Origin of the sequence: Hwanghaeella grinnelliae (genome assembly GCF_004005845.1) — a bacterium.
In the GTDB taxonomy this organism is placed as follows: domain Bacteria; phylum Pseudomonadota; class Alphaproteobacteria; order UBA8366; family Aestuariispiraceae; genus Hwanghaeella; species Hwanghaeella grinnelliae.
In genome coordinates this window covers 1,252,389-1,276,656 of the sequence record NZ_SADE01000002.1, presented here as the reverse complement: position 1 = coordinate 1,276,656, position 24,268 = coordinate 1,252,389, and the positions used below count along the sequence as shown (strand labels likewise).

At 59.2% G+C, this 24,268-nt stretch carries 24 protein-coding genes; 15 read left to right on the top strand and 9 right to left on the bottom strand.

The window, feature by feature from the left end; translation table 11 throughout:
• Positions 1–45 precede the first annotated feature (45 nt).
• Complete coding sequence (locus EOI86_RS16695) at positions 46–1,467, bottom strand: circularly permuted type 2 ATP-grasp protein (RefSeq protein ID WP_127766279.1); 1,422 nt, start codon at positions 1,465–1,467, stop codon at positions 46–48.
• 371 nt (positions 1,468–1,838) lie between these two features.
• Between EOI86_RS16695 and sthA the strand changes: the two genes are divergently transcribed.
• Genes sthA through EOI86_RS16680 form a run of 3 tightly spaced genes read left to right on the top strand, consistent with a single transcriptional unit; the run spans position 1,839 to position 4,264 of the window.
• Positions 1,839–3,236: a Si-specific NAD(P)(+) transhydrogenase gene (sthA, locus tag EOI86_RS16690; protein ID WP_127766278.1), complete on the top strand. Its 1,398-nt coding sequence runs from the start codon at positions 1,839–1,841 to the stop codon at positions 3,234–3,236.
• Positions 3,237–3,240: 4 nt separating this feature from the next.
• On the top strand, positions 3,241–3,627 hold the full coding sequence (locus EOI86_RS16685) for a hypothetical protein (protein WP_127766277.1): 387 nt from the start codon (positions 3,241–3,243) through the stop codon (positions 3,625–3,627).
• Positions 3,628–3,667: 40 nt separating this feature from the next.
• Positions 3,668–4,264 carry a glutathione S-transferase family protein gene (locus tag EOI86_RS16680; protein WP_127766276.1) on the top strand — a complete coding sequence of 199 codons (597 nt, stop codon included), beginning with the start codon at positions 3,668–3,670 and terminating at the stop codon, positions 4,262–4,264.
• A 60-nt stretch (positions 4,265–4,324) separates the two neighbouring features.
• Here EOI86_RS16680 and EOI86_RS16675 read toward each other — a convergent pair whose 3' ends face one another.
• Positions 4,325–4,690, bottom strand: coding sequence for a hypothetical protein (locus tag EOI86_RS16675; protein ID WP_127766275.1), 366 nt, complete (start codon positions 4,688–4,690; stop codon positions 4,325–4,327).
• A gap of 150 nt (positions 4,691–4,840) precedes the next feature.
• Between EOI86_RS16675 and EOI86_RS16670 the strand changes: the two genes are divergently transcribed.
• The 3 genes from EOI86_RS16670 (at position 4,841) to EOI86_RS16665 (ending at position 6,911) form a co-directional block, all read left to right on the top strand.
• Positions 4,841–6,145, top strand: coding sequence for a hypothetical protein (locus EOI86_RS16670; RefSeq protein WP_127766274.1), 1,305 nt, complete (start codon positions 4,841–4,843; stop codon positions 6,143–6,145).
• 80 nt (positions 6,146–6,225) lie between these two features.
• Positions 6,226–6,366 (top strand): hypothetical protein, encoded by a 141-nt coding sequence (locus EOI86_RS24630; RefSeq protein WP_153811695.1) that lies wholly within the window; start codon positions 6,226–6,228, stop codon positions 6,364–6,366.
• Between the two features lie 32 nt (positions 6,367–6,398).
• Entirely contained in the window at positions 6,399–6,911 is a 513-nt protein-coding gene (locus EOI86_RS16665) for a hypothetical protein (protein ID WP_127766273.1), read from the top strand.
• Positions 6,912–7,035: 124 nt separating this feature from the next.
• Here the strand turns inward: EOI86_RS16665 and EOI86_RS16660 are convergent, their stop codons facing one another.
• Positions 7,036–7,521, bottom strand: coding sequence for a hypothetical protein (locus EOI86_RS16660; protein ID WP_127766272.1), 486 nt, complete (start codon positions 7,519–7,521; stop codon positions 7,036–7,038).
• 139 nt (positions 7,522–7,660) lie between these two features.
• Between EOI86_RS16660 and EOI86_RS16655 the strand changes: the two genes are divergently transcribed.
• Positions 7,661–7,942 carry a type II toxin-antitoxin system ParD family antitoxin gene (locus EOI86_RS16655; RefSeq protein WP_127766271.1) on the top strand — a complete coding sequence of 94 codons (282 nt, stop codon included), beginning with the start codon at positions 7,661–7,663 and terminating at the stop codon, positions 7,940–7,942.
• Entirely contained in the window at positions 7,939–8,250 is a 312-nt protein-coding gene (locus EOI86_RS16650; protein ID WP_127766270.1) for a type II toxin-antitoxin system RelE/ParE family toxin, read from the top strand. Before EOI86_RS16655 ends, EOI86_RS16650 begins: the two co-directional genes overlap by 4 nt.
• Before the next feature lie 12 nt (positions 8,251–8,262).
• Here the strand turns inward: EOI86_RS16650 and EOI86_RS16645 are convergent, their stop codons facing one another.
• From EOI86_RS16645 to EOI86_RS16620, 6 genes are all read right to left on the bottom strand, one after another.
• Positions 8,263–8,547, bottom strand: a complete 285-nt coding sequence (locus tag EOI86_RS16645; protein ID WP_127766269.1) for a DUF2160 domain-containing protein — start codon at positions 8,545–8,547, stop codon at positions 8,263–8,265.
• A gap of 18 nt (positions 8,548–8,565) precedes the next feature.
• A complete protein-coding gene (locus EOI86_RS16640) occupies positions 8,566–9,363 on the bottom strand; it encodes a carbohydrate ABC transporter permease (RefSeq protein WP_127766268.1) in 798 nt (265 codons plus the stop codon).
• Positions 9,364–9,375: 12 nt separating this feature from the next.
• Complete coding sequence (locus tag EOI86_RS16635; protein WP_127766267.1) at positions 9,376–10,239, bottom strand: carbohydrate ABC transporter permease; 864 nt, start codon at positions 10,237–10,239, stop codon at positions 9,376–9,378.
• Positions 10,236–11,324 (bottom strand): ABC transporter ATP-binding protein, encoded by a 1,089-nt coding sequence (locus EOI86_RS16630; RefSeq protein ID WP_127766266.1) that lies wholly within the window; start codon positions 11,322–11,324, stop codon positions 10,236–10,238. Before EOI86_RS16630 ends, EOI86_RS16635 begins: the two co-directional genes overlap by 4 nt.
• A 12-nt stretch (positions 11,325–11,336) precedes the next feature.
• Positions 11,337–12,419, bottom strand: coding sequence for an ABC transporter ATP-binding protein (locus EOI86_RS16625; protein ID WP_127766265.1), 1,083 nt, complete (start codon positions 12,417–12,419; stop codon positions 11,337–11,339).
• Positions 12,420–12,684: 265 nt separating this feature from the next.
• Entirely contained in the window at positions 12,685–14,421 is a 1,737-nt protein-coding gene (locus EOI86_RS16620; protein ID WP_127766264.1) for an ABC transporter substrate-binding protein, read from the bottom strand.
• Between the two features lie 165 nt (positions 14,422–14,586).
• Between EOI86_RS16620 and EOI86_RS16615 the strand changes: the two genes are divergently transcribed.
• The 7 genes from EOI86_RS16615 (at position 14,587) to EOI86_RS16585 (ending at position 24,208) form a co-directional block, all read left to right on the top strand.
• Entirely contained in the window at positions 14,587–15,357 is a 771-nt protein-coding gene (locus EOI86_RS16615) for a DeoR/GlpR family DNA-binding transcription regulator (protein WP_127766263.1), read from the top strand.
• 106 nt (positions 15,358–15,463) lie between these two features.
• Complete coding sequence (glpD, locus tag EOI86_RS16610) at positions 15,464–16,972, top strand: glycerol-3-phosphate dehydrogenase (RefSeq protein ID WP_205032245.1); 1,509 nt, start codon at positions 15,464–15,466, stop codon at positions 16,970–16,972.
• Between the two features lie 82 nt (positions 16,973–17,054).
• The gene (gene glpK / locus EOI86_RS16605) at positions 17,055–18,551 is read left to right on the top strand and encodes a glycerol kinase GlpK (protein ID WP_127766261.1); all 1,497 of its coding nucleotides are present in this window, start codon (positions 17,055–17,057) and stop codon (positions 18,549–18,551) included.
• Between the two features lie 51 nt (positions 18,552–18,602).
• Positions 18,603–18,962, top strand: coding sequence for a VanZ family protein (locus EOI86_RS16600; RefSeq protein WP_127766260.1), 360 nt, complete (start codon positions 18,603–18,605; stop codon positions 18,960–18,962).
• A 107-nt stretch (positions 18,963–19,069) separates the two neighbouring features.
• Positions 19,070–20,011, top strand: a complete 942-nt coding sequence (locus tag EOI86_RS16595; protein WP_161973868.1) for an AEC family transporter — start codon at positions 19,070–19,072, stop codon at positions 20,009–20,011.
• Between the two features lie 571 nt (positions 20,012–20,582).
• Entirely contained in the window at positions 20,583–22,085 is a 1,503-nt protein-coding gene (locus EOI86_RS16590) for a methyl-accepting chemotaxis protein (protein WP_127766258.1), read from the top strand.
• Positions 22,086–22,480: 395 nt separating this feature from the next.
• A complete protein-coding gene (locus EOI86_RS16585) occupies positions 22,481–24,208 on the top strand; it encodes a HAMP domain-containing methyl-accepting chemotaxis protein (RefSeq protein ID WP_127766257.1) in 1,728 nt (575 codons plus the stop codon).
• Positions 24,209–24,268 lie beyond the last annotated feature (60 nt).

Sequence of the window (24,268 nt, the reverse complement as noted above, 5' to 3'; positions counted from 1 at the left end):
GTTTTGTAGCGGGGCGGCTGCCCCGCTTATCCGATGAAACGCGCATTATTCTTCCAAGACCCAAGTGTCCTTGGTCCCGCCGCCCTGGCTTGAATTCACCACGAGCGAACCGTCGCGCAAGGCGACCCGGGTCAAACCGCCCTTCACCATCCGGATATCCTTGCCGGACAGCACGAAGGGCCGAAAGTCCACATGGCGGGGTGCGACGCCGGATTCCACGAAGGTCGGGCAGGTACTCAACGCCAATGTCGGCTGGGCGATGAACTCGTCCGGCGCGGCCTTCAGGCGTTCGGCATAGTCCTCGCGCTCCTGCTTGCTGGCCGCCGGGCCGACAAGCATGCCGTAACCGCCGGACCCGTGGACTTCCTTGACCACCAGCTCCGCCAGATTGTCGAGAACATAGGCCAGGTCGTCCGCTTCCCCGCATTTATAGGTCGGGACGTTTTTCAGAATCGGTTCTTCGCCCAGATAGAATTTTATCATGTCGGGCACATAGGTATAGATCGCCTTGTCGTCGGCGATCCCCGCCCCGACCGCATTCGCCAGCGTCACCTGGCCGGACCGGTAGGCGTTCATGATGCCCGGCACGCCCAGCACGGAATTCGGGTCGAAGGTCAGCGGATCCAGGAATGTGTCGTCGATCCGCCGATAGATGACGTCGACCTTCTGCGGCCCTTGGGTGGTGCGCATGAACACCTTGCCGTCATCGACGAACAGGTCCGGCCCCTCGACCAGTTCCACACCCATTTGGTCGGCCAGGAAGGAATGCTCGAAATAGGCGCTGTTATAGATGCCCGGCGTCAGGACCACGACGGTCGGGTCCCCCGTCGTTTTCGGCGGCGCGCATTCCTTCAGCGTATCCAGAAGCGCATCGCCATAGCTGTCGACCGGCGCGATCCGGTGTTCCGCGAATAGGGCGGGGAACAGGCGCATCATCACTTCCCGGTTTTCCAGCATGTAGGAAACACCAGACGGCGTGCGGCAATTGTCTTCCAGAACGTAAAAATCGTCCTCACCGACCCGGACCATGTCGATCCCGGCGATATGGCTGTAGACATTGCCCGGAACGTCCACCCCCTGCATTTCCGGCAGGTAGGAGGAGTTATTCAGGACCAGCTTTTCGGGGATGATCCCGGCCTTCAGAATTTCCTGGTCGTGATAAACGTCGTTCAGGAACATGTTCAGCGCTTTGACCCGCTGACGCAGGCCGTCTTCCATCCGCTGCCATTCCGGCGCAGACAGGACGCGCGGAATAATGTCGAACGGAATCAGCCGTTCCGGATCGCCCCCTTCGCCATAGACGGCAAAGGTAATCCCCAGTCGCCGGAATAAAACATCGGCTTCCTGGCGCTTCATCCGAAGGAAATCGGTCGGCGTCCATTGAAGCCATTGGGAAAGCCCCTTGTAGGCGTCGCGGCAAGCGCCGCCTGCAAGCGTCATTTCATCGAAAGCTTTCGCGAGTACCATGCCCCTCAACCCGGACGCGGTCTTCCGCCGCACCCGTTGCGTGATTTGTTGTTACTGTAAACCCGCAATGACGATCCGGATCGTTTCGCCGCCCGAATTCGAATACCAGCATGACATGACAGCGCCTTGTGTCAACTGCACTTAAGCGGGCCCATAGCAGTATTGTCGCAGTATAGTCATAGTATAATCGCCCTATATCGGCCGCGTCTGGTAAAACCGGCACGGGTTGGATCGCCGCTGGAATAAAACCGGCGCAATTTGGCAAGCTTCCGGTTAGTCTGGTCGGATATACAGGCGGAAGTGCGGAATGATATGCATCGCGATATGCCTATCTGGGGAATGACACGGCCGGCACGAAAGCAGGGGAAAAGATGCAAGCCGAATATGATTTGATCGTGGTGGGCAGCGGCCCGGCCGGGCGGCGCGCGGCCATTCAGGCGGCCAAGTTCGGCCGAAACGCGCTGGTTGTGGAAAAAGGCCGGCGCGTGGGCGGCGTTTCGGTCCATACCGGCACCATCCCGTCCAAGACCTTGCGGGAGACGGTGCTGAACCTGTCGGGCTGGCGCGAGCGCGGCTTCTATGGCCGGGCCTATCGGGTGAAGCAGGACATTTCCTCCGACGATCTGCGCCACCGGCTGCTGAAGACACTGGACCATGAAGTCGAGGTTCTGGAGCATCAATTCGCCCGCAACCACGTGGATACAATCATGGGCGCGGCCCGCTTCACCGACCCCCACACCGTGGAAGTGACCGGCGAGGACGGCGAGCGGCATCTGGTCAGCGCCAAGGCCTTCCTGCTCTGCGTCGGCACCAACCCGTTCCGACCGGACTGGGTGCCCTTCGACGGTGAAAACGTGCTCGACAGCGACGACGTGTTGGACGTGAACCGAATTCCCCGGTCGATCGTGGTGATCGGCGCCGGCGTCATCGGCGTCGAATACGCGACGATCTTCTCCGCGCTCGACGTCCCGGCCACCCTGATCGAACCGCGGGATACGATGCTGGATTTCATCGACCGGGAATTGATCGAGGATTTCACCCACCAACTGCGCGACCGCGGCGTCACACTCCGCATGGGCAAGGCCGTGGTGAAAGTGACGCGGGAAGACGGCCAATGCATCACCCATCTGGAAGGCGGCCGGGTGTGCAAGTCCGACATGGTCCTGTTCGCGGCGGGCAGGATGGGCGCGACCGACAGTCTTAACCTGGACGCCGTCGGCCTGACGGTCGACCATCGCGGGCGCATCAAGGTCAACCCGGCGACTTTCCAGACCGAGGTCCCCCATGTCTATGCCGCCGGCGACGTCATCGGCTTTCCCAGCCTCGCCTCCACCTCGATGGAACAGGGGCGCATCGCCGCCTGCCACGCGCTGGGGGAGAAAGCGCAGAAGCCGCCGGAATATTTCCCCTATGGCATTTACGCCGTGCCGGAGATTTCCACCTGCGGCATGACCGAGGAGGAAGTCGAAGAACGCGGCATACCCTATGAATGCGGCATCGCCCGGTTCCGGGAAACCTCCCGCGGCCATATCATGGGCTTGGACAGCGGCATGATGAAAATGATCTTCTCCATCAAGACCCACCGCCTGCTGGGCGTCCATATCGTCGGCGAAGGCGCGACCGAGCTGATCCATATCGGCCAGGCGGTCCTGAACCTGAAAGGCACGCTGGAATACTTCGTGGAAAACACCTTCAACTACCCGACCCTGGCCGAAGCCTACAAAATCGCCGCGTTGGATGCGTGGAATAGGATGCCGAGGAAGGGATAGCCGCGTGTCCGCAATGCTTCAGTTCGCTTTTCTGGCCGCCATGCTGGTCGCGCCCTTTCCAGCTCTCGCTGACGATGATGGAGCGAAGTCTTTTTTCAGCGCTATTATGTCAGTCCTTCTACCGATCATCTTTGCATGGCTGGTCTACAGCTCCGTCAAACTCGCGTGGAAATGGGGCGTGTCGCCGCTTCGGCTTGTTTTGCTTTTTTCGGCACCGTTCGCTGTACCGGTGTTGTACTATTCTCTTTCGACATTGTTCCTCAGCGACCCGGACAGGTATCTGGTCGGCCCGATTTTCATTGTTCTCTGCTACGCTGCCTATTTCGTGGACCGGATGATTTTGAAACGGCTCAGCCGGCGCTACGACCCCAGTACACCGGCCAAGAACTAGGGACGCACCGCGTCGCCATAAAACCAAGGGTCACTCCACCATGAAACTCCTGGGCCGGTCGTCTTCGATCAATGTCCGCAAGGTCTTGTGGACCTGCGCGGAACTGGGGCTTACCCCCGCGCATGACGAGACGGACACGGACATCCGCGCGCTCAATCCCAAAGGACTGGTTCCGGTGCTGGTCGACGGCGGCCTTGTCTTGACCGAATCGAACACGATCTGCCGCTATCTCGCCGCGCGCGAAGGTCGGCACGACCTGCTGCCCGAAACACCCGCCGCCCGCGCCCAGGTTGAAAGCTGGATGGACTGGCAGGCGAGCGACCTGAACACCGCCTGGCGCGGCGTCTTCATGGGCCGCGTCCGCAACCATCCCGACTTCGCCGACCCCGCCGTGCAGGACGCCAGCATCCGCGACTGGACCAAGCAGATGCGCATTCTGGAGGACCGGCTCAGTTCCACCGGCGCCTATGCCGCCGGTGGCGATTTCACCCTCGCCGATATCGTGCTCGCGCTCTCCACCAACCGCTGGGAGCGGACCCCGATGGACCGCCCCGCCCTGCCGGCTATCGCAGCCTGGATGGATCGCCTGTCTTCCCGTCCCGGTTTTTCGCAGCATTGCCGCAATGGCGTCCCTTGAAGGAACGTCCCAATCCCGCCACCCGGCCGGCGTTCGTATCACCGGCAGGATGCCAGATCCTCACCGCGACCACGTCCGTTTGATGATGCGGATGAGCACATAGAGCAGAAACACGGCAGGCGCATAGGCCAGCAGCACCTGAACGAACGCCTTGATCGAGCTCATGGCGATGAAGGGGCTGTAGATGGCCATCGTCCAGGCGTTGTAATAGGCACTCTTCCACACCCCGGCCTCCACAGCGCTTCCGCATTCGACAAAGACAAGCATGGCATTTGTCCAATAACAACTCGTGGCGCGCTGGGTTGTGACTTCTTCGAACGACGGAAGCAGCAGGGAAGCAGGAATGCTGGAAAGAACGACGGCGACATAGGCGATACAGGCAAAGACCGCGCCTTTGAAGACTGCATTTCCGATTTTACCAAACATAGCGATCAACCCTTTCACGTGCTCAGTGAAGCACCGTCGAACCGACACGCGCCAAAGGTGTGGAACCAGCCCTAATTGTGACACATTGTTGCCCTAGAAAATCTACCATCTTTCCGTGTTCACGCCCATATCAATCAAAGACCGCTTACGATGGCCCAAGAGTTGGCAGATGCTTGCACGATATCCGCTCTGGTATTGGGCCTGATTTCCCCCCTCATGCAGCTCTTCCTGATGTGGCGTGCTGCGGTCTTGTCCGTGATTGCGTTTGTCGCCGCATCGCTGCTCTTTGGCCCAGTGCGTTGGTCGGACCAAAATTTCGGTTATTTTGTCGGCAATGCCATTTTGGTGCTCTTATGCATCATAGTGCTGGCTGCATTAGCGCTACGGTTGATCGTTGCAACGGCGAGGGGACGGCTCACATCTGCATCGATCAAGGGTCCTGAAACCTGCTGGCGCGCCGCAATCGACTTCGGAATTCTTGTGGCCACCGGGGCTGTTGTGGGCCTTACGCTCGCCATCCTTCTAGCCAACATACTTGGTGGCAGTGCATTGGGTCGACCGCTCGATTTCGGCATTGTGTTGGCCGGTTGTCTATCAGCGGCCGGATTTGCCGCTATCCGGCGCTTTCGATTCTCGGTTATCGGCGCCACTGCCTGCATGTGTTTGTCCATCGTTGCGCTGGTCGGGAAGGAGCAACCATCACGAATACTCACGCAAGCGGTCGAGATCGCCGACGGCCAGCCCTGGTGTCTTGCCACCAACCATAGGGAAAAGGCCCTGTCCTCAATCGCCCAACTCGGTTTCTTCTCTTTGAAAAAGGGGTACCGGTCTCCCCATTTGACATTGATGGTGCGCGATGACGACATGGTCCGGATCGTCGGCAACTGGTCTATTCGCAAGCAAGAATTCTACCGAAACGGCCGGCACGGCAATATCGGGAGTTGCTTCCCACGCACGGACTTTGCCGATGCGTTGAGAACAGAGATAATCGACATTCAGCGCGTCGCCGTCGGACCGCATCTATACTCTGTACCGCCCGAGTTTTTGCCAATCGTCACCCCCAATTCTCTAGCCGTGCGCAGCGACATGCTCATAGGGACCCGTGACCGCGCCCGGTTCTTCGACGACCTTTTGGAAATTCGATACAACGTCCGCCCCGCCCGCATTCCCGATGACGCGCTATCGCTTGATAGAGTCCAGGAAGTATCGGCAATGGACATCGATGTTCTGAAAAGCGGCCAAGGCGTCGTTGTCGCCGGGATTGACCCGGTTTCAGGGCGACGTGTCGTTTTGAATTGCTTACGCGGCGCCTGGGAGGACCGGCTTTGCCAGATCCGCGTGGAAGAAGACCATATGGCGTATTCCTTCTTCCTTCCTCTAGAACAGATTACCAGGTGGCGCGTCGCTGCCGATCGTGTCGTTGCCTTTTTTGACGATCTACGCGTCCCACAATGAGGTCTGCCCCTCACACCCACCGAAACACCGCCCCCGCATAGACGACGGAGATAATCGTCGCCACCCAGAGCGGGTCGCCGATGAGGCCGAGCCAGGCGGTCCTGAACCTGAATGGCACGCTGGAATATTTCGTCGGGAACACTTTCAACTACCCGACCCTCGCCGAAGCCTACAAAATCGCGGCGCTGGATGCGTGGAGCAGGATGCCAAAAAAGGCGTAGGCAACTATGGGCTAAAGCAATAGGCTCGCGAGATGGAAGAGGACTACGAACGGGGCCTGAGGAACTACAAACCGCAGTTCCTGGATAACGTTGATGATTTCGTATCCAGGAACGGATCATTTCTGCGTTCTTTGTCAGGTCAAAAAATTCTCGATGTTTGGTGTGTTTGGAGCCTGGAATACGGCGAGTATTGGCTGGATGCTCCAGTGATTGTTGTCACCGACGCATGCCAAATCGAACTTTGCGCCCAAAAACTCGAGGAATTTTCGGTTACCACCGACACTGTGAAATTAGACGACCGCGTGAGTTGGTATGGAGACGAACGCTTCGAGCTTCGGAAATTTGCTGTTTACGAAGACTTCGAAATCGAAAATGTGTGGTGCGTCGAACTGCAGCACACCCTCAATGACTATGATTGGTGGGCTTTAGGGGGAGTAGCCTTCACCGACGCGGGGCATTTTCTCTCTATTACGAACGGGCTGGACGTCAATCTCATAGAAACCGAATGGAAAGAGGACGCCTTTCTCCGGCTGACCCAAATCTAGACAAGTCGTCTGTCTAATAATCCGGTGACAGTGCATTAATAAGGCGAAGCAAAAACGGAACCCAGAACCGAAGCCGAGGATAGAGAACGCCGTGTTACAGGTATCGCCGTCGCGACACTTGTCATTATATTTTCTTCGTATTCATGCTGCGGGCGAAGTCTAACAAGCTGTCTTCATTTTCCAGTTCGTCAGTCGTGTCCACTTCCAACACGGCATCCAAGTAACCTTCCAAGTCGGCAGCAAGGTACTCTTCCCCAATTCTGATGGTATGCATTTTCACCACGACATCTCCTTCGTCACTTGTGACAATCACTCTGGCCTTTTCATCTGTATGTGTCCGGTTCCACATGCCCACCAGTTGCTCAACAAACATATAAGTTTGGGCAACAACGTCTGTTGTCGCATAGTCCTCAATATGCAGCGAGTTCACGGCACATTCGTAGCCTGTTAAATCTTGGTAGTCGTTCGGGCGAAAGTTCCTTTGACCATCTGCAAAATGCGCTAACAAACAGGCACCACCCCGCCAAAGAAATCCTTCGTCCAGAAGCAATTGGAGAGAAGGGGAAATGACTAAGTTTGCCGGTTGAACGCCGTGCAGCAGATCTCTCATTTTTGTGTTCAGTCTCATTGCAAAGCATTGTCCCAAATTGGCTTTGGTAGCAGCCGTCGTCTTGATTGGTCGCCGCACAAATCGCAGTATGATTTATTCATACCTCGTGCTATTCTGCTCTCGCAAGGAGATTTGGAACATGTCCAGAATTCAGAAACGCACAATCAGCCTGCCCGCAGAGCATGCGGATTTCGTCGATGAGTTGGTATCCTCCGGTGCTTATGCATCCGCCAGTGAGGTTGTACGCGCCGGGTTGCGCGCCTTGCAGGAACGGGACGCTGCCGTCGAGAGATGGCTGCGCGAAGAGGTCGCGCCGGTTTATGACGCCATGCACGAGGATCCCTCTCGGGCAATTCCGACGGCGGATGCCTTCGCAGAGGTTCGCAAGCGTCATGCGAAGCGTGCGGACAAGGCGGTGTGAAAACACGGAATGTCGTCATTTCGCCAGAGGCACGGGATGATCTGCTTCGTCTCTATGATCGGTTAGCTGAAGTGGCTGGGACAAGCGTCGCCTTAGGCTACATCGACCGGCTTGAAGCCTATTGCCAAAGCTTCCGAAACGCCAGTGAACGCGGCCGAGCAAGAAACGACATTCGCCCAGGCTTACGGATCGTTGGTTTTGAGAAGCGCGTTTCCATTGCCTTTACTGTCGAGGAAGAACGCGTAGTGATCCTGCGTCTGTTCTACGGCGGCAGAAACTGGGAGACTATTCTTGCAGGTCAGGAGTAAGGGTCCCCGACTTCACACCCACCGAAACACCGCCCCCGCATAGACGACGGAGATGATCGTCGCAGCCCAGAGCGGGTCGCCGATGAGGCCGAGCCAGGCTAGGTGGATGAAGGCGCTGCCCAGGAGGGAGATGAACAACCGGTCGCCGCGTGTTGTTTCCAGCGTGAGGATGCCGCGGCGCGGGCCGCCGCCGGGGGATTTCAATTCCCAGACCGTCATGGCGGTCAGGCAGAGCGCGATGAACACGAAGAACAGGGTCGTCGGCCAGGTCCAGGCCATCCAGGTGAGGTCCAGCATTTCTATTCCCTCCCTTCCTTAGACGCGCCCGAGGGCGAAGCCCTTGGCGATGTAGTTTCTGACGAAATAGATCACGAAGGCGCCGGGCACGATGGTCAGCGTTCCCGCCGCCGCCAGCAGCCCCAGCTCATAGCCCGACGTACTGGCCGTTCGGGTCATGGTGGCCGCGATCGGTTTCGCTTCCACCGCCGTCAATGTCTTGGCCAGCAGCAGTTCCACCCAACTGAACATGAAGCAGAAGAAGCAGGCCACGCCGATCCCCGCCGCGATGGTGGGGATGAAAATCTTCAGGAAGAAGCTCCAGAAAGAATGGCCGTCCACATAGGCGGTTTCATCCAATTCCTTCGGCACGCCGGACATGAAGCCTTCCAGAATCCAGACCGCCAGCGGAATGTTGAACAGCGTATGGCTGAGGGCGACGGCGATATGCGTGTCGAACAATCCCACCGCCGAGTAAAGCTGGAAGAACGGCAGGGCGAAAACCGCCGGCGGGGCCATGCGGTTGGTCAGCAGCCAGAAGAACAGATGCTTGTCGCCGATGAAGCGATAGCGGCTGAACGCATAGGCGGCCGGCAGGGCGCAGGCGACCGACAACACCGTGTTCAGCGACACATAGGCCATGGAATTCAGATAGCCCGTATACCAGACCGGGTCGGTAAAGATGACGATATAGTTTTCCAGCGTGAAGTCGCGCGGATACAGGCTGAACCCGCCCAGGATCTCGTTCGTCGTCTTGAACGACATGGAGACCAGCCAATAGATCGGCAGCATCAGGAAGACGATGTAGAGGGCGGGGACAATGGCGGTGCGTTTCATATTTCTGATCCCCTAGCTCTCTTCATTCCGCATCATCAGCGTGTAGAACACCCAGCTGAGCGCCAGGATGATCAGGAAATAGATGATCGACATCGCCGCCGCCGGCCCCAGATCGAACTGACCCAGCGCGATCTTCACCAGATCGATGGAGAGCAGCGTGGTCGAATTCCCCGGCCCGCCGCCGGTCAGCACCACCGCTTCGGTATAGACCATAAAACTGTCCATGAAGCGCAGCAGCACGGCGATGGTCAGAACCCGCTTCATCTTCGGCAATTGTATGTAACGGAAGATGGCGAAGGCCCCGGCCCCGTCAATCTTCGCCGCCTGATAATAGGCGTCCGGGATCGACACCAACCCGGCATAGGCCAGCAGCACCACCAGCGAGGTCCAATGCCAGACATCCATCAGGATCAGCGTGAACCAGGCATCGCCGATCTGGCGCGTAAAGTTGTAGTCGAAACCCATCGCGTTGAGCCCATAGCCCAGCAAACCGATATCCGGCAGGGCGAAGATGTTCCACATCGCGCCCACCACGTTCCACGGAATCAATAGCGGCAGCGCCATCAACACCAGGCAGACCGGCACCCAGGCCCCCTTGCGCGGCATGGTCAGCGCGATGGCCACGCCCAACGGCACCTCAATCGCCAGGATTGAGAAAGTGAAAATCATCTGCCGGCCCAGGCTGTCATGGAAGCGTTCGGATTGCAGGATTTCCGTGAACCACAGCACGCCGGACCAGAAGAATGTATTGTCGCCGAAGGTTTCCTGAACCGAATAGTTCACCACGGTCATCAGCGGGATGACGGCGTTGAAGGCGACCAGAATGAAGACCGGCAGGACGAACAGCCAGGCCTTTTGATTGACCGTTTTGTTCATCGCCCCTCTCCCCCGGCTGATCGACTGCCCGCCAGCCAGCCATCGGTATAAAGCCGTGTATTCGCCGTATCGAAGGCAAGCTTCACACCGTCCGCCGGGATCTCGACCCCCTCACTAATTAGCATGCGCAGGGTCTGGTCGGCGCAGCGCGTCTCGACAATCTTATGCCGCCCGGCATCGCTGACCTTGACCACCGTTGCCGGCAAGCCGTTATCGGCGAAGCTTACGAATTCGGGCCGGACACCGATCTCAGCCGTGCCGCCGCCCTGAGCGGCGTCGTTCGCCACCGCAATCTGATTACCGCCCAGATAAACCTTCCCGCCATCGACCGTGCAGGGCAGCACATTCATACCGGGCGAGCCGATGAAATGACCGACGAAGGTATGCTGCGGGCGTTCGAACAAATCGACCGGCGTACCGATCTGAACAACCTCACCCTCGTTCATCACCACGACTTTGTCGGCGAAGGTAAGCGCCTCGGTCTGGTCATGGGTCACATAGATCATGGTGCGTCCGACACGCTGATGCAGCTCCTTCAGCTTGGACCGCAATTCCCATTTCAAATGCGGGTCGATCACGGTCAGCGGTTCGTCGAACATGATCACGTTGACATCCGTGCGCACCAAGCCACGGCCCAGCGAAATTTTCTGCTTACCGTCCGCGGTCAGCCCCTTGGCGCGGTCGTCCAGCCGGTGCGTCATGTCGATGAACTCGGCGATTTCGCGCACGCGCTTGTCCGTGGTCGCACTGTCCACGCCCCGGTTGCGCAAGGGAAAGGCCAGGTTTTCGTAAACCGTCATCGTGTCGTAGACGACCGGGAACTGGAACACCTGGGCGATATGTCGTTGGTCGGGGCTGAGCGCCGTGACGTCGTCATCGTCGAAAAGCACCCTGCCCTGCGATGGACGCAACAGGCCCGAGATGATGTTCAGCAAGGTGGTCTTCCCGCAGCCGCTTGGTCCCAGCAGCGCATAGGCGCCGCCGTCGTCCCAGGTGATATCCACCTGTTTCAACGCCCAATCCGCATCCGCGACCGGGTTTTCCATGTAGGAATGTCCGAGTTTATCGAGCGTGATCCGTGCCATCCTGGATCTCCCCTACGATGAAATCAGGGCGCCGTCGGCCCCGAAATAGAAGGCGCGGGAAAGATCGGCTTGCAGGTCCGCCACCTCCCCCACGCCGAAGGAATGAATGCCATGGGCGAGTGAGACCCAGACCTCCGGCCCAACCTTGAAATGGACGGTGCTTTCGGACCCGCTCAATTCCGTCACCAGCACTTCGCCCGATATTTTTACGCAGCCGTCCTGTGCTCCATCGGGCGTGTTTGCCGCCGGTGTCACGTGATGCGGGCGCAGGCCGATCTGATAATCTCCATCCGGCTTGTCCGACAGGACCGCCGGGCAGGGCCAATAGGCGATGCCGCCCAGATCGACCCGGTCGCCGACCTTTCGCACCGTCGCCGTGTTCATCGGCGGTTCCGAAAAGACCTGGGCGCTGATCACATCCTTCGGATTGCGATAAACATCGCCGGTCGGGCCGAATTGGGTAACGCGGCCTTCATGCAAGGTTGCCGTCGACCCGCCCAGCAACAGGGCCTCAATCGGTTCCGTCGTGGCATAGACCACGATGCAATTCCGGTCGGCGAACAGCTTCGGCAATTCCTCGCGCAATTCCTCGCGCAGTTTGAAATCCAGATTCGCCAGCGGCTCGTCCAGCAGGACCAATTCGGAATCCTTGACCAGCGCGCGGGCCAGCGCCGTGCGTTGCTGCTGTCCGCCCGACAGTTCCGCCGGTTTCCGGTCCAGCATGGGCGACAAGCGCATCAAGTCCGCCATCGCGCCGACGCGTTTCTTTATCTCCGCATCCGGCATCCGCGCCACGCGTAGCGGCGAGGCGATATTCTCATACACCGTGAAATTCGGGTAGTTGATGAACTGCTGGTAGACCATGCTGACATTGCGGTTCTGCACCCGCATGCCGGTCACGTCCTTGCCGTTGAAATGCAGCGTCCCGCCGGTTGGCCGGTCCAGTCCCGCCATCAACTGCATCAGGGTCGTCTTCCCCGAAAGCGTCGTGCCCAGCAGAATATTGAACCCGCCCGCTTCCAGGACGAGGTCGGTCGGATGAATATGCACATCCGTGCCCAGGGTCTTTTCGATTTGGCGGAGTTCGAGCGTCATTGCCGGCGGCACTCTTCACATCTGCTCGCGCTGCCCATAAGGGCTTGGCGCGAAAATCTTGAGCCCTGTCGAACCGGCCCGGAACGGGTGTCCGCGATCCGGGCCGGCTGACGAGGGATCCTCACATCTCGGCTGGTGGATGAACGCCCCGCCGATACTGCATTGGCGGCCCGCCGGGGTTCACGCCCCCTTTAGGACCGTCCGGATGCACCTTTTCCCGAAGGAATGTGTGCATCCGGATACTGGGAGATCCTAAACCGCGCGCTTAATTCGCGGCCCAGCGTTTGACGAGTTCGTCATAGTCGACGGTCTCGCCTTTCGGCTTTTCATTGGCCAGTTTCGCCTTGGCGCCGCCCTTGCCGAGCCAATCGGAGGGATCTTTTTCCTCGTTCAGGCGCGGACCGCAGCCGCCATAGGTTTCGTTCGCCTTGTCCGCGCGTTCCATGCGGGACATGACCTGGTCCATCTCGCCGGCAAGCCGGTCCATGGCTTCCTGCGGGGTGAAGGTGCCGGAATTCACGTCACCGATATTCTGCCACCACAGCTGGGCCAGCTTCGGATAGTCGGGCACGTTCACGCCGGTCGGGCTCCACAGGACCCGGTCGGGCGAGCGATAGAACTCAACCAAGCCGCCCAGGTTCGGCGCGCGGTCGGTAAAGCTCTGATCGCGTACCGTACTGTCGCGGATGAAGGTCAGACCGACATGGCTTTTCTTGACGTCGACGGTCTTGGACACGACGAATTGGGCATAGAGCCAAGCCGCTTTCTGACGGTCGAGCGGGGTGGATTTGAACAGCGTCCAGGACCCGGCATCCTGATAGCCCAGCTTCTGGCCTTCTTCCCAATACGGGCCATGCGGCGAGGGCGCCATCCGCCACAGCGGCTTGCCGGCATCGTCGACGGTGTTGTTGCCGTCTGACTTCGGCGCGACCATCGACGCGGTGAAGGCCGTGTACCAGAAGATCTGCTGGGCGACATTGCCTTGGCTCAACGCCGGCAGCGACTGATAGAAGTCATAGTCGGCCGCACCCGGGGGCGCATACTGACGTAGCCATTCGTCCCATTTGCGGATCGCATAGACCGCCGCCGGGCCGTTGGTTCCACCACCGCGGCTGACAGATGCGCCGGCCGGGTTGCAGCTGCCCGCTTCCATGCGGATGCCCCATTCGTCGATCGGCACGCCGTTCGGCAGGCCCTTGGAACCGGCGCCGGCCATGGAAAGCCAGGCATCGGTCATGCGCCAGCCCAGATCGGGCGCGCGCTTGCCGTAATCCATATGGCCATAGACGCGGACGCCGTCGATTTCCTTCACATCGTTGGTGAAGAACTCGGCGATGTCTTCATAGGCCGACCAGTTCACGGGTACGCCCAGATCGTAACCGTATTTCGCCTTAAACGCGGCTTTGTTGTCCGGGTCGTCGAACCAGTCCTTGCGGAACCAGTACAGGTTCGCGAACTGCTGGTCGGGCAACTGATAGAGCTTGCCATCCGGCCCGGTCGTGAAGGACTTGCCCATGAAGTCGTCCAGGTCGAGCATCGGGTTGGTGACGTCCTTACCGTCGCCTTCCATGAAGTCGGACAGGTTCACCGCCAGTTGCAGGCGCGAATGCGTGCCGATCAGGTCGGAGTCGTTCACATAGGCGTCGTACAGGTTGCGGTTCGTCTGCATTTGGGTTTGCACCGCCTGCACGACTTCCCCTTCACCCAACAGCTGGTGGTTCACCTTGATGCCGGTGATTTCCTCAAACGCCTTGGTCAGGGTCTTGGATTCATATTCGTGGGTCGGGATCGTTTCGGACAGGACGTTGATTTCCATGCCCTTGAACGGTTCAGCCGCCTTGATGAACCACTCCATTTCCGAAAGCTGCTCTTGCTTGGAAAGGGTGGATGGCTGAAATTCCGAATCGATCCATTTTTTGGCTTCGTCCATGCCCGCGTATGCGGCAGAGCCGAAAGCGCAAATACCGACTGCGGCGACCGCAGCCAACAATTGCCTCTTCATTGGTTTCCTCCCGAGAAACTTTTTATGTACCTTGCGGAACTAATATTCATTCGAAAGAAAACGAACGTCAACCGAAAATGCTAATGTCTTATTTTCACATATGCGTTCACATTATCCATCCTGAACTACCGCACCAGGCGGTTTGAGGGATATAGGTAGGAGCCGATGGAACCTTTGACGCCAAGACAGATCGATATTCTCGCCCTCGCGCGCAGCTCCGGCCGCGTGATGGTCGAGGATCTGGCAACAACCTTCGACGTGACACCGCAAACGATCCGCAAGGACCTTAACGATCTGTGCGCACAAGGGCTTTTGGGGCGCGTCCATGGCGGCGCGGTCGTCGCCGCGGGGGTTTCCAATTTCGGATACGATGCAAGGCGCCGCCTGGCCGTCGATGAAAAACAGAAGATCGGGCTCGCGACCGCCTCGATCATCCCCGATGACTGCACCATCCTGATCAATATCGGCACCACGACCGAACAGGTGGCCCAGGCGCTGCGAGACAAACGCGGATTGATGGTGATTACGAATAATATAAATGTTGTCAATATCTTAAGCGTCAGCCCCGACTGCGAGATCATCGTCGCCGGCGGTGTCGTGCGGCATTCGGACGGCGGCATCGTCGGGGAGGCCGCGGTTGATTTCATACGCCAGTTCAAGGTCGATTTCGCGGTCATCGGCGTGTCGGCCATCGATGCCGACGGGACCTTGCTGGACTATGACTACCGCGAGGTGAAAGTCGCCCAGGCGATCATCGAAAACGCGCGCCACACCATTCTCGTGGCCGATGGCAGCAAGTTCGGGCGGTCCGCTTCGGTCCGGATCGGCCATATCTCCCATATCAATACATTCGTCACCGATGCGCCGCCGCCCAAGCCGATTTCCGATATGTGCACGGAAGCTGGGGTGCAGATTTTGGTCGCCCGAGAGTCTTGAAATCCCAGCGAAGGCGGCGCTATATTCGTTTCGCTTTCGTTTTCTTTCGCAAACACGCATATCATGATGCAGTGCAGCGCGACTTTCAGGTGGGGACCCCCAGGTGATAGAGCAGATCTATGATATCGCGATCATCGGCGGCGGCGTGAACGGCTGCGGTATCGCACGCGACGCCGCGGGACGGGGTCTGAATGTTCTACTGGCGGAACAGCGCGATCTGGCGATCGGAACCTCCTCCGCCTCGACCAAACTGATTCATGGCGGGCTGCGTTATCTGGAACACTACGAATTCGGATTGGTGCGTGAATCCCTGAAGGAACGCGAAGTTCTGCTGTCCATGGTGCCTCATATCGCCTGGCCGCTGCGCTTCGTTCTGCCCCATCACAGCGGGCTGCGCCCGGCTTGGCTGATCCGTCTGGGACTGTTCCTGTACGATCATCTGGGCGGCCGGAAGATCCTGCCCGGAAGCCGGACACTCGATTTGCGGAAAGACGATGCCGGACGCCCCTTGCGCGACAGCTTTACCAAGGCCTTTGAATATTCCGACTGTTGGGTCGACGATGCGCGCCTGGTGGCGCTGAACGCCGTCGACGCCGCCGATCGGGGGGCCGATATTCTGACGCGGACCTCGGTGACCGGCGCCAAGCGGGAGGGCGGCGTCTGGGCCGTCACCCTGCATGACGAAACCACCGGAACCGACCGGACCATCCGCGCCAAAGCCTTGGTGAACGCCGCCGGCCCCTGGGTTGCGGAGGTTCTGTCCCGCAGCATCGGGGTCAACAGCAAGGCGTCCGTCCGGCTGGTGAAGGGAAGCCATATCGTCATTCCCCGGAAATACGATCACGACCGCGCCTATATCTTTCAGAACGCGGACGGGCGCATCATCTTCGCCATTCCATACGAGCAGGATTTCACCCTGATCGGCACCACGGATGTGGATTTCACCGAAGACCCGAAGGACGTGCGCATCTCTGATGGGGAAATCGCCTATCTTTGCGAAGCCGCGAGCGCCTATTTCGCCGATCCGATCCATCCCGACGACGTGGTTTGGACCTATTCCGGTGTGCGTCCGCTCTATGACGACGGCGCCAGCGCGGCGCAGACGGCAACCCGCGATTTCGTTTTGGACCTGCACGCGCGGGCGGGCGAAGCGGCCCTGCTGAACATCTTCGGCGGCAAGATCACCACCTATCGCCATTTGGCGGAGGAAGCGCTCGCCAAGCTGAAACCCTATTTGCCGGAAATGGGCCGGACCTGGACCGCGGGCGCCGCCCTGCCCGGCGGCGACTTCCCCGTCGGGTCGCATCCCGCATTGATTGACGGCTTGCGCGACACTTACCCTTTCCTGGCGCCCAAGACCGCGGCCCGCCTCGTCCATGCCTATGGGACGCGTGCGGCTTCGGTGCTCGGCGATGCGACCTCGCTTGAGGATCTGGGCCAGCATTTCGGGGCGGATCTATACGCGCGTGAGGTCGCCTATCTGATGGCCGAGGAATGGGCGGTCGATGGCGACGATCTGCTGTGGCGCCGGTCCAAACTGGGCCTGCGCCTGACCGAAGAGGAGCGTCGCGGCGTTTCGGACTGGATGAAAAACCACCGGGCCGCTACCGTTTGACCCTGGCCTTGCAGCGCCGACTAAAGAGCGCGACCGGGTCGAGCCGCAGGTCCAATAGAAGAGTAAGCTGGGGAGGTTACAGGTGGGTAAATTCGTATTGGCGATCGATCAGGGCACGACATCCAGCCGGGCGATCCTCTTTGACGAGAATGTCGCAGTCGCCGCCATCGCCCAGGAAGAATTCGATCAGCATTTCCCGCGATCCGGCTGGGTCGAGCACGAGGCCGACGACCTGTGGCGCACGACATTGTCGACCTGCCGCACGGCGATGAAACAGGCCGGCGCCACGGCGGGCGACATCGCCGCCATCGGCATCACCAATCAGCGCGAAACCACACTGGTCTGGGACCGCAAAACCGGCAAGCCCATCCACCGCGCCATCGTCTGGCAGGACCGCCGCACCGCCGAGACCTGCGCCACACTGAAGGCCGCTGGTCACGAAGCGCTGGTGACCGAAAGGACCGGCCTGCTTTTGGATCCCTATTTCTCAGGCACCAAGGCCGCCTGGATCCTGGACGAAGTGCCCGGCGCAAGGGACGCGGCGGAACGCGGCGAACTCGCCTTCGGCACGGTCGACAGCTACCTGCTCTGGCATTTGACCGGCGGCAAGGTGCATGCGACCGACGCCACCAATGCCAGCCGCACCATGCTGTACAATATCCGCGAAAACCGCTGGGACGACGAACTGCTGGACCTGATCCGCGTGCCCCGGTCCCTTCTGCCCGAGGTTTTGGATTCCGCCGCCCAGTTCGGCACGACCTTGCCCGACCTGTTCGGCGCGCCGATCCCGGTGCTGGGCATCGCCGGCGACCAGCAGGCAGCAACGGTCGGCCAGGCCTGTTTCCGGCCCGGCATGGCCAAATCCACCTACGGCACAGGCTGTTTCGCGCTTTTGAATACGGGCACGGACCCGGTCACGTCCAAGAACCGGCTGCTGACCACCATCGCCTACCGGTTGAACGGGGAAACGACCTATGCGCTGGAAGGCTCGATTTTCGTCGCCGGCGCCGCGGTTCAATGGCTGCGCGACGGATTGGGGATTCTGCGGGACGCCGCGGAATCGGGCGACCGCGCCGCAAAGGCGGACCCGGAACAGGACGTCATCCTTGTGCCCGCCTTCACCGGCATGGGCGCACCGTATTGGGACGCGGACTGCCGCGGCGCGCTGTTCGGGTTGACGCGCGGCACCGGGCCGGCGGAACTCTCCCTCGCCGCCCTGGAAAGCGTCTGTTTCCAAACCCGCGACCTGATCGAAGCGATGCGCGGCGATTGGACGTCATCCGCCGATACGGTGCTGCGGGTCGATGGCGGCATGGTCGCCTCCGACTGGACCATGCAGCGGCTAGCCGACACGCTGAACGCCCCGGTCGATCGGCCGGCCGTCCTGGAAACGACGGCGCTGGGCGCGGGTTATCTGGCGGGACTGCAGGCGGGCTTCTATCCCCCGCCCGACGTCTTCGCGGAAAGCTGGGCATTGGAACGGCGTTTCGAACCCGCAATGCCGGGCGATGAGCGGGAGCGGCGCTACGGCCTATGGCGCCAGGCGGTCCGTAGCACCTTGTCCGCCAAGCCTGCCTGACGCAGTATCCCGCCGCCGCATCCACCACGACCGCAATCGGGACGTCACAGCATGCATTGGTTATCCCTTGCCGCCAGGTTGGGCTTCTGGCTTGTCCTTGCGGCCGTTACCGTGTTGTCCCTGTTGCCGTTGCAGTTCGCCGTGCAATCCGGTGCGTCGGACAAGATCGAACATTTCGTCGCCTATGCGGCGCTGACCGCGGCGGGACGGATCGGTTACCGCGACAGGCCCGGCCCTTTGATGCTCGCCGCTGCGATTGTCGTCTATGGCATCGCCATCGAAATCGCCCAATCCTTCATCCCCGGACGGATGATGAGCGGCTGGGACGTTTTCGCGAATACCACGGGCGTTCTGATCGGCCTGGGCCTGTCCTGGCTGGTCTTGAGGCGATTGTCGCCGCCGGCACAATAGGTGTCCCGTGCCCAAAATTGGGGCCGCGGTTTGAGATTGCGAATTGAGATTGCCGCGTTTGCGGTTATTTTGCGCCGCAAAGTCCTGAAACAATGGTGCCGCGCCGCATGGAACCGATCTTCAACGTTGTCCTGCCCGTTTTCGGGATCATCGCCGCCGGCTATATCGCCGGGCGCCGCGGCTTGTTGGGAGACGCCAGCAGCGAGGCGCTGAACCGTTTCGTTTATTGGGTCGCCCTGCCCGTTCTGTTGTTCAAGGCCATGGCCACGGTCGAGATCGGCACCGTGGTCCGCGCCGATTTCCTGATCGGCTTCATGCTTTCCCTCGCCGCGGTCTGGGCGGCGTCGATGCTGCTGGCCAAGTTCGCTTTCGGGCGCGGCCTTGCGGAAGCGACCATGCACGGCATGAATACGGTCTACGGCAATGCCGGCTATATGGGCATTCCCCTGGCGCTGGCGACCTATGGGGCGGAAGCGGTCTTCCCGGCCATCTTCATCACGGTGATCTATACAGCCCTGATCGTCGGCGCGGCCATCGTGATGATCGAGGTCGGCGCCGGTAAGGCGGAAGGATTGGGCCCGGTTCTGCGGAAGGTCTTCCTGGCGCTGATCCGCAACCCCATGCTGATCGCCCCGGTACTCGGTCTGCTATGGGCCATGTCAGGTCTTCCCCTGCCCGCCCCCGCCGAGACCTTCTGTTCCATCCTCGGCGCAGCCGCCGGCCCCTGCGCCCTGTTCGCCATCGGCCTGTTCCTCGTCGGAAAGCCGTTGCGGGAAGGATTGGGCGAAGTCACCGTCATGACCGTCGTGAAGCTTGCGGTCCAACCCTTGGTCACCGCCCTATTCATGTTATGGCTTTTCCCGGTCGACCCGCTTTGGGCCAAGGTCGCCATCCTGATGGCAACCCTGCCGACCGGCGCGGGCAGCTTCGTGCTTTCGCTGTCCTACGGGCTGTATGTGCAGCGGACCTCATCGGTCATATTGATCAGCACGATCGCCTCGGTAGCCACTATTTCGGTCTTCTACGCGATTTTTCCACCGACAGTTTGACATTGTGAAGGGTTGTCACCGCGCCCATGAGCGGCCGGACGCACGCCCTAACACCAAGGTATTATGATATACGAATATTATAGTGTTTTTGCCGCCCTCCGACAGTAATCCTCAAATTCACCTATCTTGAATCCCTTCCTAATAAGTAACTTTAACTAGTATTTTATACCGAAACTCGATGCCATATTTGCATATTAACACCATTTTTGTGGATATTTGTCGATTATCGATTAACCCTTTGTTAATTAATTAACTACGATGCTACCAGCCAAGACGGCAATAATCGTCGAGTTTCCGTGATCCAGCGTCGTCATTCTTACGTACGAGGTTGGCATGTTGAATAGGGGAAGGCGTCACAAGTGTTCAAAATATTGAACTGTCCTGACCGATTGCGGGTGCGCAAACCTAGCCCGACGCAATCGCGGACACCGAACAACTTAGCCGGTCACAACTGAGTGGAACGGCCACCGTTGCACCCTCAAATGGGGATTACTTGAGTACGGCTGAAGTGAAATAAGCGCGGCATCGTAATCGAATGTATTTCAAGCGCACCTGAAAGAGGAAGCACACTGTGTTCGGAAATTTTGCTACTGCCGGGACTTCAGCCCGCGACTCCCAAGCCTTGCTCGACGCGATTGGGGCCTCCCAAGGGCTCATCCATTTCGAGCTGGATGGAACCATCATCACCGCGAATGAGAATTTCCTCAAAGCCGTCGGCTACGAGCTTTCAGAGGTCCGCGGCAAGAATCATAGCATCTTCGCGGATCCGGAATTCGCCAAAAGCCCCGAATACCGTCAATTTTGGGACAATCTGAAAGCCGGTAAGTTTCAGGCCGGAGAGTTTCCGCGCCTGAACAAACAGGGCGAAACCGTCTGGCTTCAGGCAGCCTATAATCCGGTTCTCGACCGAAGCGGCAAGGTGGTCAAGGTCGTCAAGAATGCGATCGACATCACCGAACAAAAAATCGCCGCCCTGGACAATATGGCGACGCTGGAAGGCATCGGCACATCGCAAGGCTTAATCGAATTCGAACTGGACGGCACGATCAGAACCGCCAACCGGAACTTTCTGAACGTGGTCGGGTATACGTTGTCGGAAGTCGAAGGCCAGCACCACAGCATGTTCGCCTCGCCGGAATACGCAAAAAGCCCCGAATACGCAGCCTTTTGGGAAAATCTCCGCGCCGGGAAATTCCAGTCGGGCAAATTTCCGCGCCTGAACAAGCAAGGAAAGACGGTCTGGATTCAAGCAGCCTACAATCCGGTCCTGGGGCTTGATGGCAAACCCTACAAGGTGGTGAAAAACGCGGTCGACATTACCGAAAGCATGAACGCCCAGCAGAGCTTGGCGGAAGATCTCGAAAACGTCGCGGATACCGTGTCGTCAGCCGCCACCGAACTTCTCAGCACCTCTCAGTCCATGGCGTCGTCGGCCGAGGAAACGAATTCCCAGGCCCAGGCAGTCGCCGCTTCCGCCGAAGAATTGAGCTCGTCGATCAAGGAAATATCCTCGCAGACCCAGCGGACGAATGCCTCGGTGGAACGGGCGGTTGATGCGGCAAGGACATCGAATGAACGCGTCGCCACCTTGCAGCGAAAAGCGGAAGATATCGGCAATATCATCAGCGTGATCAACGAAATCGCAAGCCAGACCAATCTACTGGCTTTGAACGCCACGATCGAGGCTGCGCGCGCCGGCGAAGCCGGCAAAGGCTTCGCCGTGGTCGCCAACGAAGTCAAATCCCTGTCGACCCAGACCGCGAAAGCGACCGAAGAGATTTCGTCCGAGATCAAGCAAATCCAGGCCGAGACCAAGGACGCCGTCGATGCCATTGCCGGCATCATCGACCTGGTGAACGAAATCGCCCAGATGGCCGGGGCTATTGCAAGCGCGGTCGAACAGCAGAACGCCGCAACCAACGAGGTAAGCCAGAACATCGCGAATGTTACGGAAGCTTCGGCGGAGTCCGGTTCGGCTGCATCGCAAACAAATGCCGCCGCGGGCGAATTGTCTATCCAGGCGGAAACCCTGCGCAGCCGCGTCAGCGATTTTCTAGAATCCAACACGAAATAGCCGTTGGTAAGGCACGAAAGGATCGAAGCCAGATGCGACTTCGACAAGCCCGCCTGGGCGGCCGTAGGGAATCTCGAGGCGATCAATCTGCCGCAGGAGAGGCGGACGGGTTGATCGCGGTCCGCACCGACAAGGCGGACAAATCGCGCCTTGCGCCGCGCAAAGTGCCGAAAACGGCAAGATCTGGCGGTGACGCTTACTGGAGCATGTCGCAATCACGCCACACAATCGATGCTGGGCGAGCTGAAATGGCTCAAATATCGGCCGAATTCCCCCCCATTCGAGGGTTAAGCGCGAAGATGTATTCGCCTACACACGTACACATTAAAGCGGCGGAGCCGAACTGCACTGCGCCTATTAATTATAAAGTCATACCCTGAAAGGGAGCTGGTACGATGAGAGCTTCAAATTTCCGCGTGTCCATCCGCATTTATGCCATGGCAGGCTTGCTGTTGGCGACTATTGCCTCAGTTTCAGGTATCGGCATTTGGAAAATGCACAAGATCGGCAAAGAGGTTACGGAAATCGCCCATCGCGACATTCCGCTGACAGAGATCGTTTCAACGATCAGTGTCCATCAACTCGAACAGGCTGTTTTGCTGGCCAAGGGAACCGGAGATCTTAACCCGGCCGATACGAACACGCTTTTGAAAAGTTTCACGGATTTGGGACACAAGGTGGATGCCGAACTGAAGCAAGCGCTCAACATGGCGTCCATGGCCCTTGAACAGGCTTCAACGCCTGAGTCGCGTCGGGAATTCGAGAACCTCGTCACGCAATTGGACCGGATCGGAAAAGAACACCTCGTCTATGAAGAGCATGGCGAAAAAGCACTCCAGCTGCTGATTTCTGGTGATGTGGAAACCGCAACGGAAATCGCCGCGGATACGGCAAAGGAACAGCAGGAATTGAACCGCGAATTGGCGGAAGTGCAGGGCCAGTTGGATCGCTTCACCGCCGCCGCCGCGCTGAAGGCGGAAGAGGACGAAAAGCTCGGCATACAACTGCTTATCGGCAGTGCGGTTGCCGGTACCATCTTCGGGATCCTCGCCGCTTTCTTCATCGGCCGTTCGATTGCAAGGCCGGTCGCGCAAATCACGCAGGTGATGGGCCGTTTGGCCGCGGACGATACGGATGTGGAAATCGACTATACCGAAAACCGTGACGAAGTGGGTGAGATGGCCCGTGCCGTACAGGTTTTCCGCGACAACGCCATAGAAGTGAAACGCCTGAAAGCGTTGCAGGAAGAAGCGGACCGCAAAGCCGCCGAGGACCGCGCCACGATGCTGGCCGATGTCGCCGCACAGATCGAAAACAACATTGGCGGCATCGCCCAGCGCATGGCGGCCGGCGCAACGCAGGTCAAAGGTTCGGCGCAACAGTTGAGCTCGAACGCAGATCAGGCGTCGAGCCAGTCCAGTATGGTCGCCAGCGCCTCCGAGGAAGCATCGGCAAACGTTCAAACCGTTGCTGCTGCAGCCGAGGAATTGGCGGCAACCGTTTCGGAAATCAGCCGTCAGGTCGTCCATTCCACGGAAGTTGCGCGTCGCGCTGTCGAGGAAGTCGAGAAAACCAATTCCAAAGTCCAGGACCTTGCGCGCGCCGCGGGGCAGATTAACGCAGCCGTTTCGCTGATCAGCGATATCGCCGAGCAAACAAATCTGCTGGCCCTGAACGCCACGATCGAGGCGGCACGCGCCGGCGAGGCGGGCAAGGGTTTCGCCGTCGTCGCGTCGGAGGTCAAAAGCCTCGCGACACAGACAGCCAGCGCGACCGGGGAAATTTCGTCGCAAGTCGCCGAGATCCAGTCCGCAACCAACGAGGCCATCCACGCGATCAACGCGATCGGCAAGGTGATTGAAGAAATCAGCAACACGACCAACGGCATCGCCGCTGCCGTCGAAGAACAAGGCGCCGCGACTCAGGAAATCGCCCGCAACGTGGAAGAGGCCGCCAGCGGCACCGAGGACGTCACGTCGAACATTGCCGGCGTGGCGCAGTCCGCGACGGATACGAATGCACAAGCGCGCGAATTGCTGACTGCGTCGGAAACGATGGATCAGGATTCCAGTGAACTGAGCCAGCAGGTTGTCGATCTGGCCAACCGGATCCGAGCCGCCTGACGAACAGGGTGTAGGGACGTCCGCACGGCTTCCAACAGCAACGCATGATGCGTATCGCTG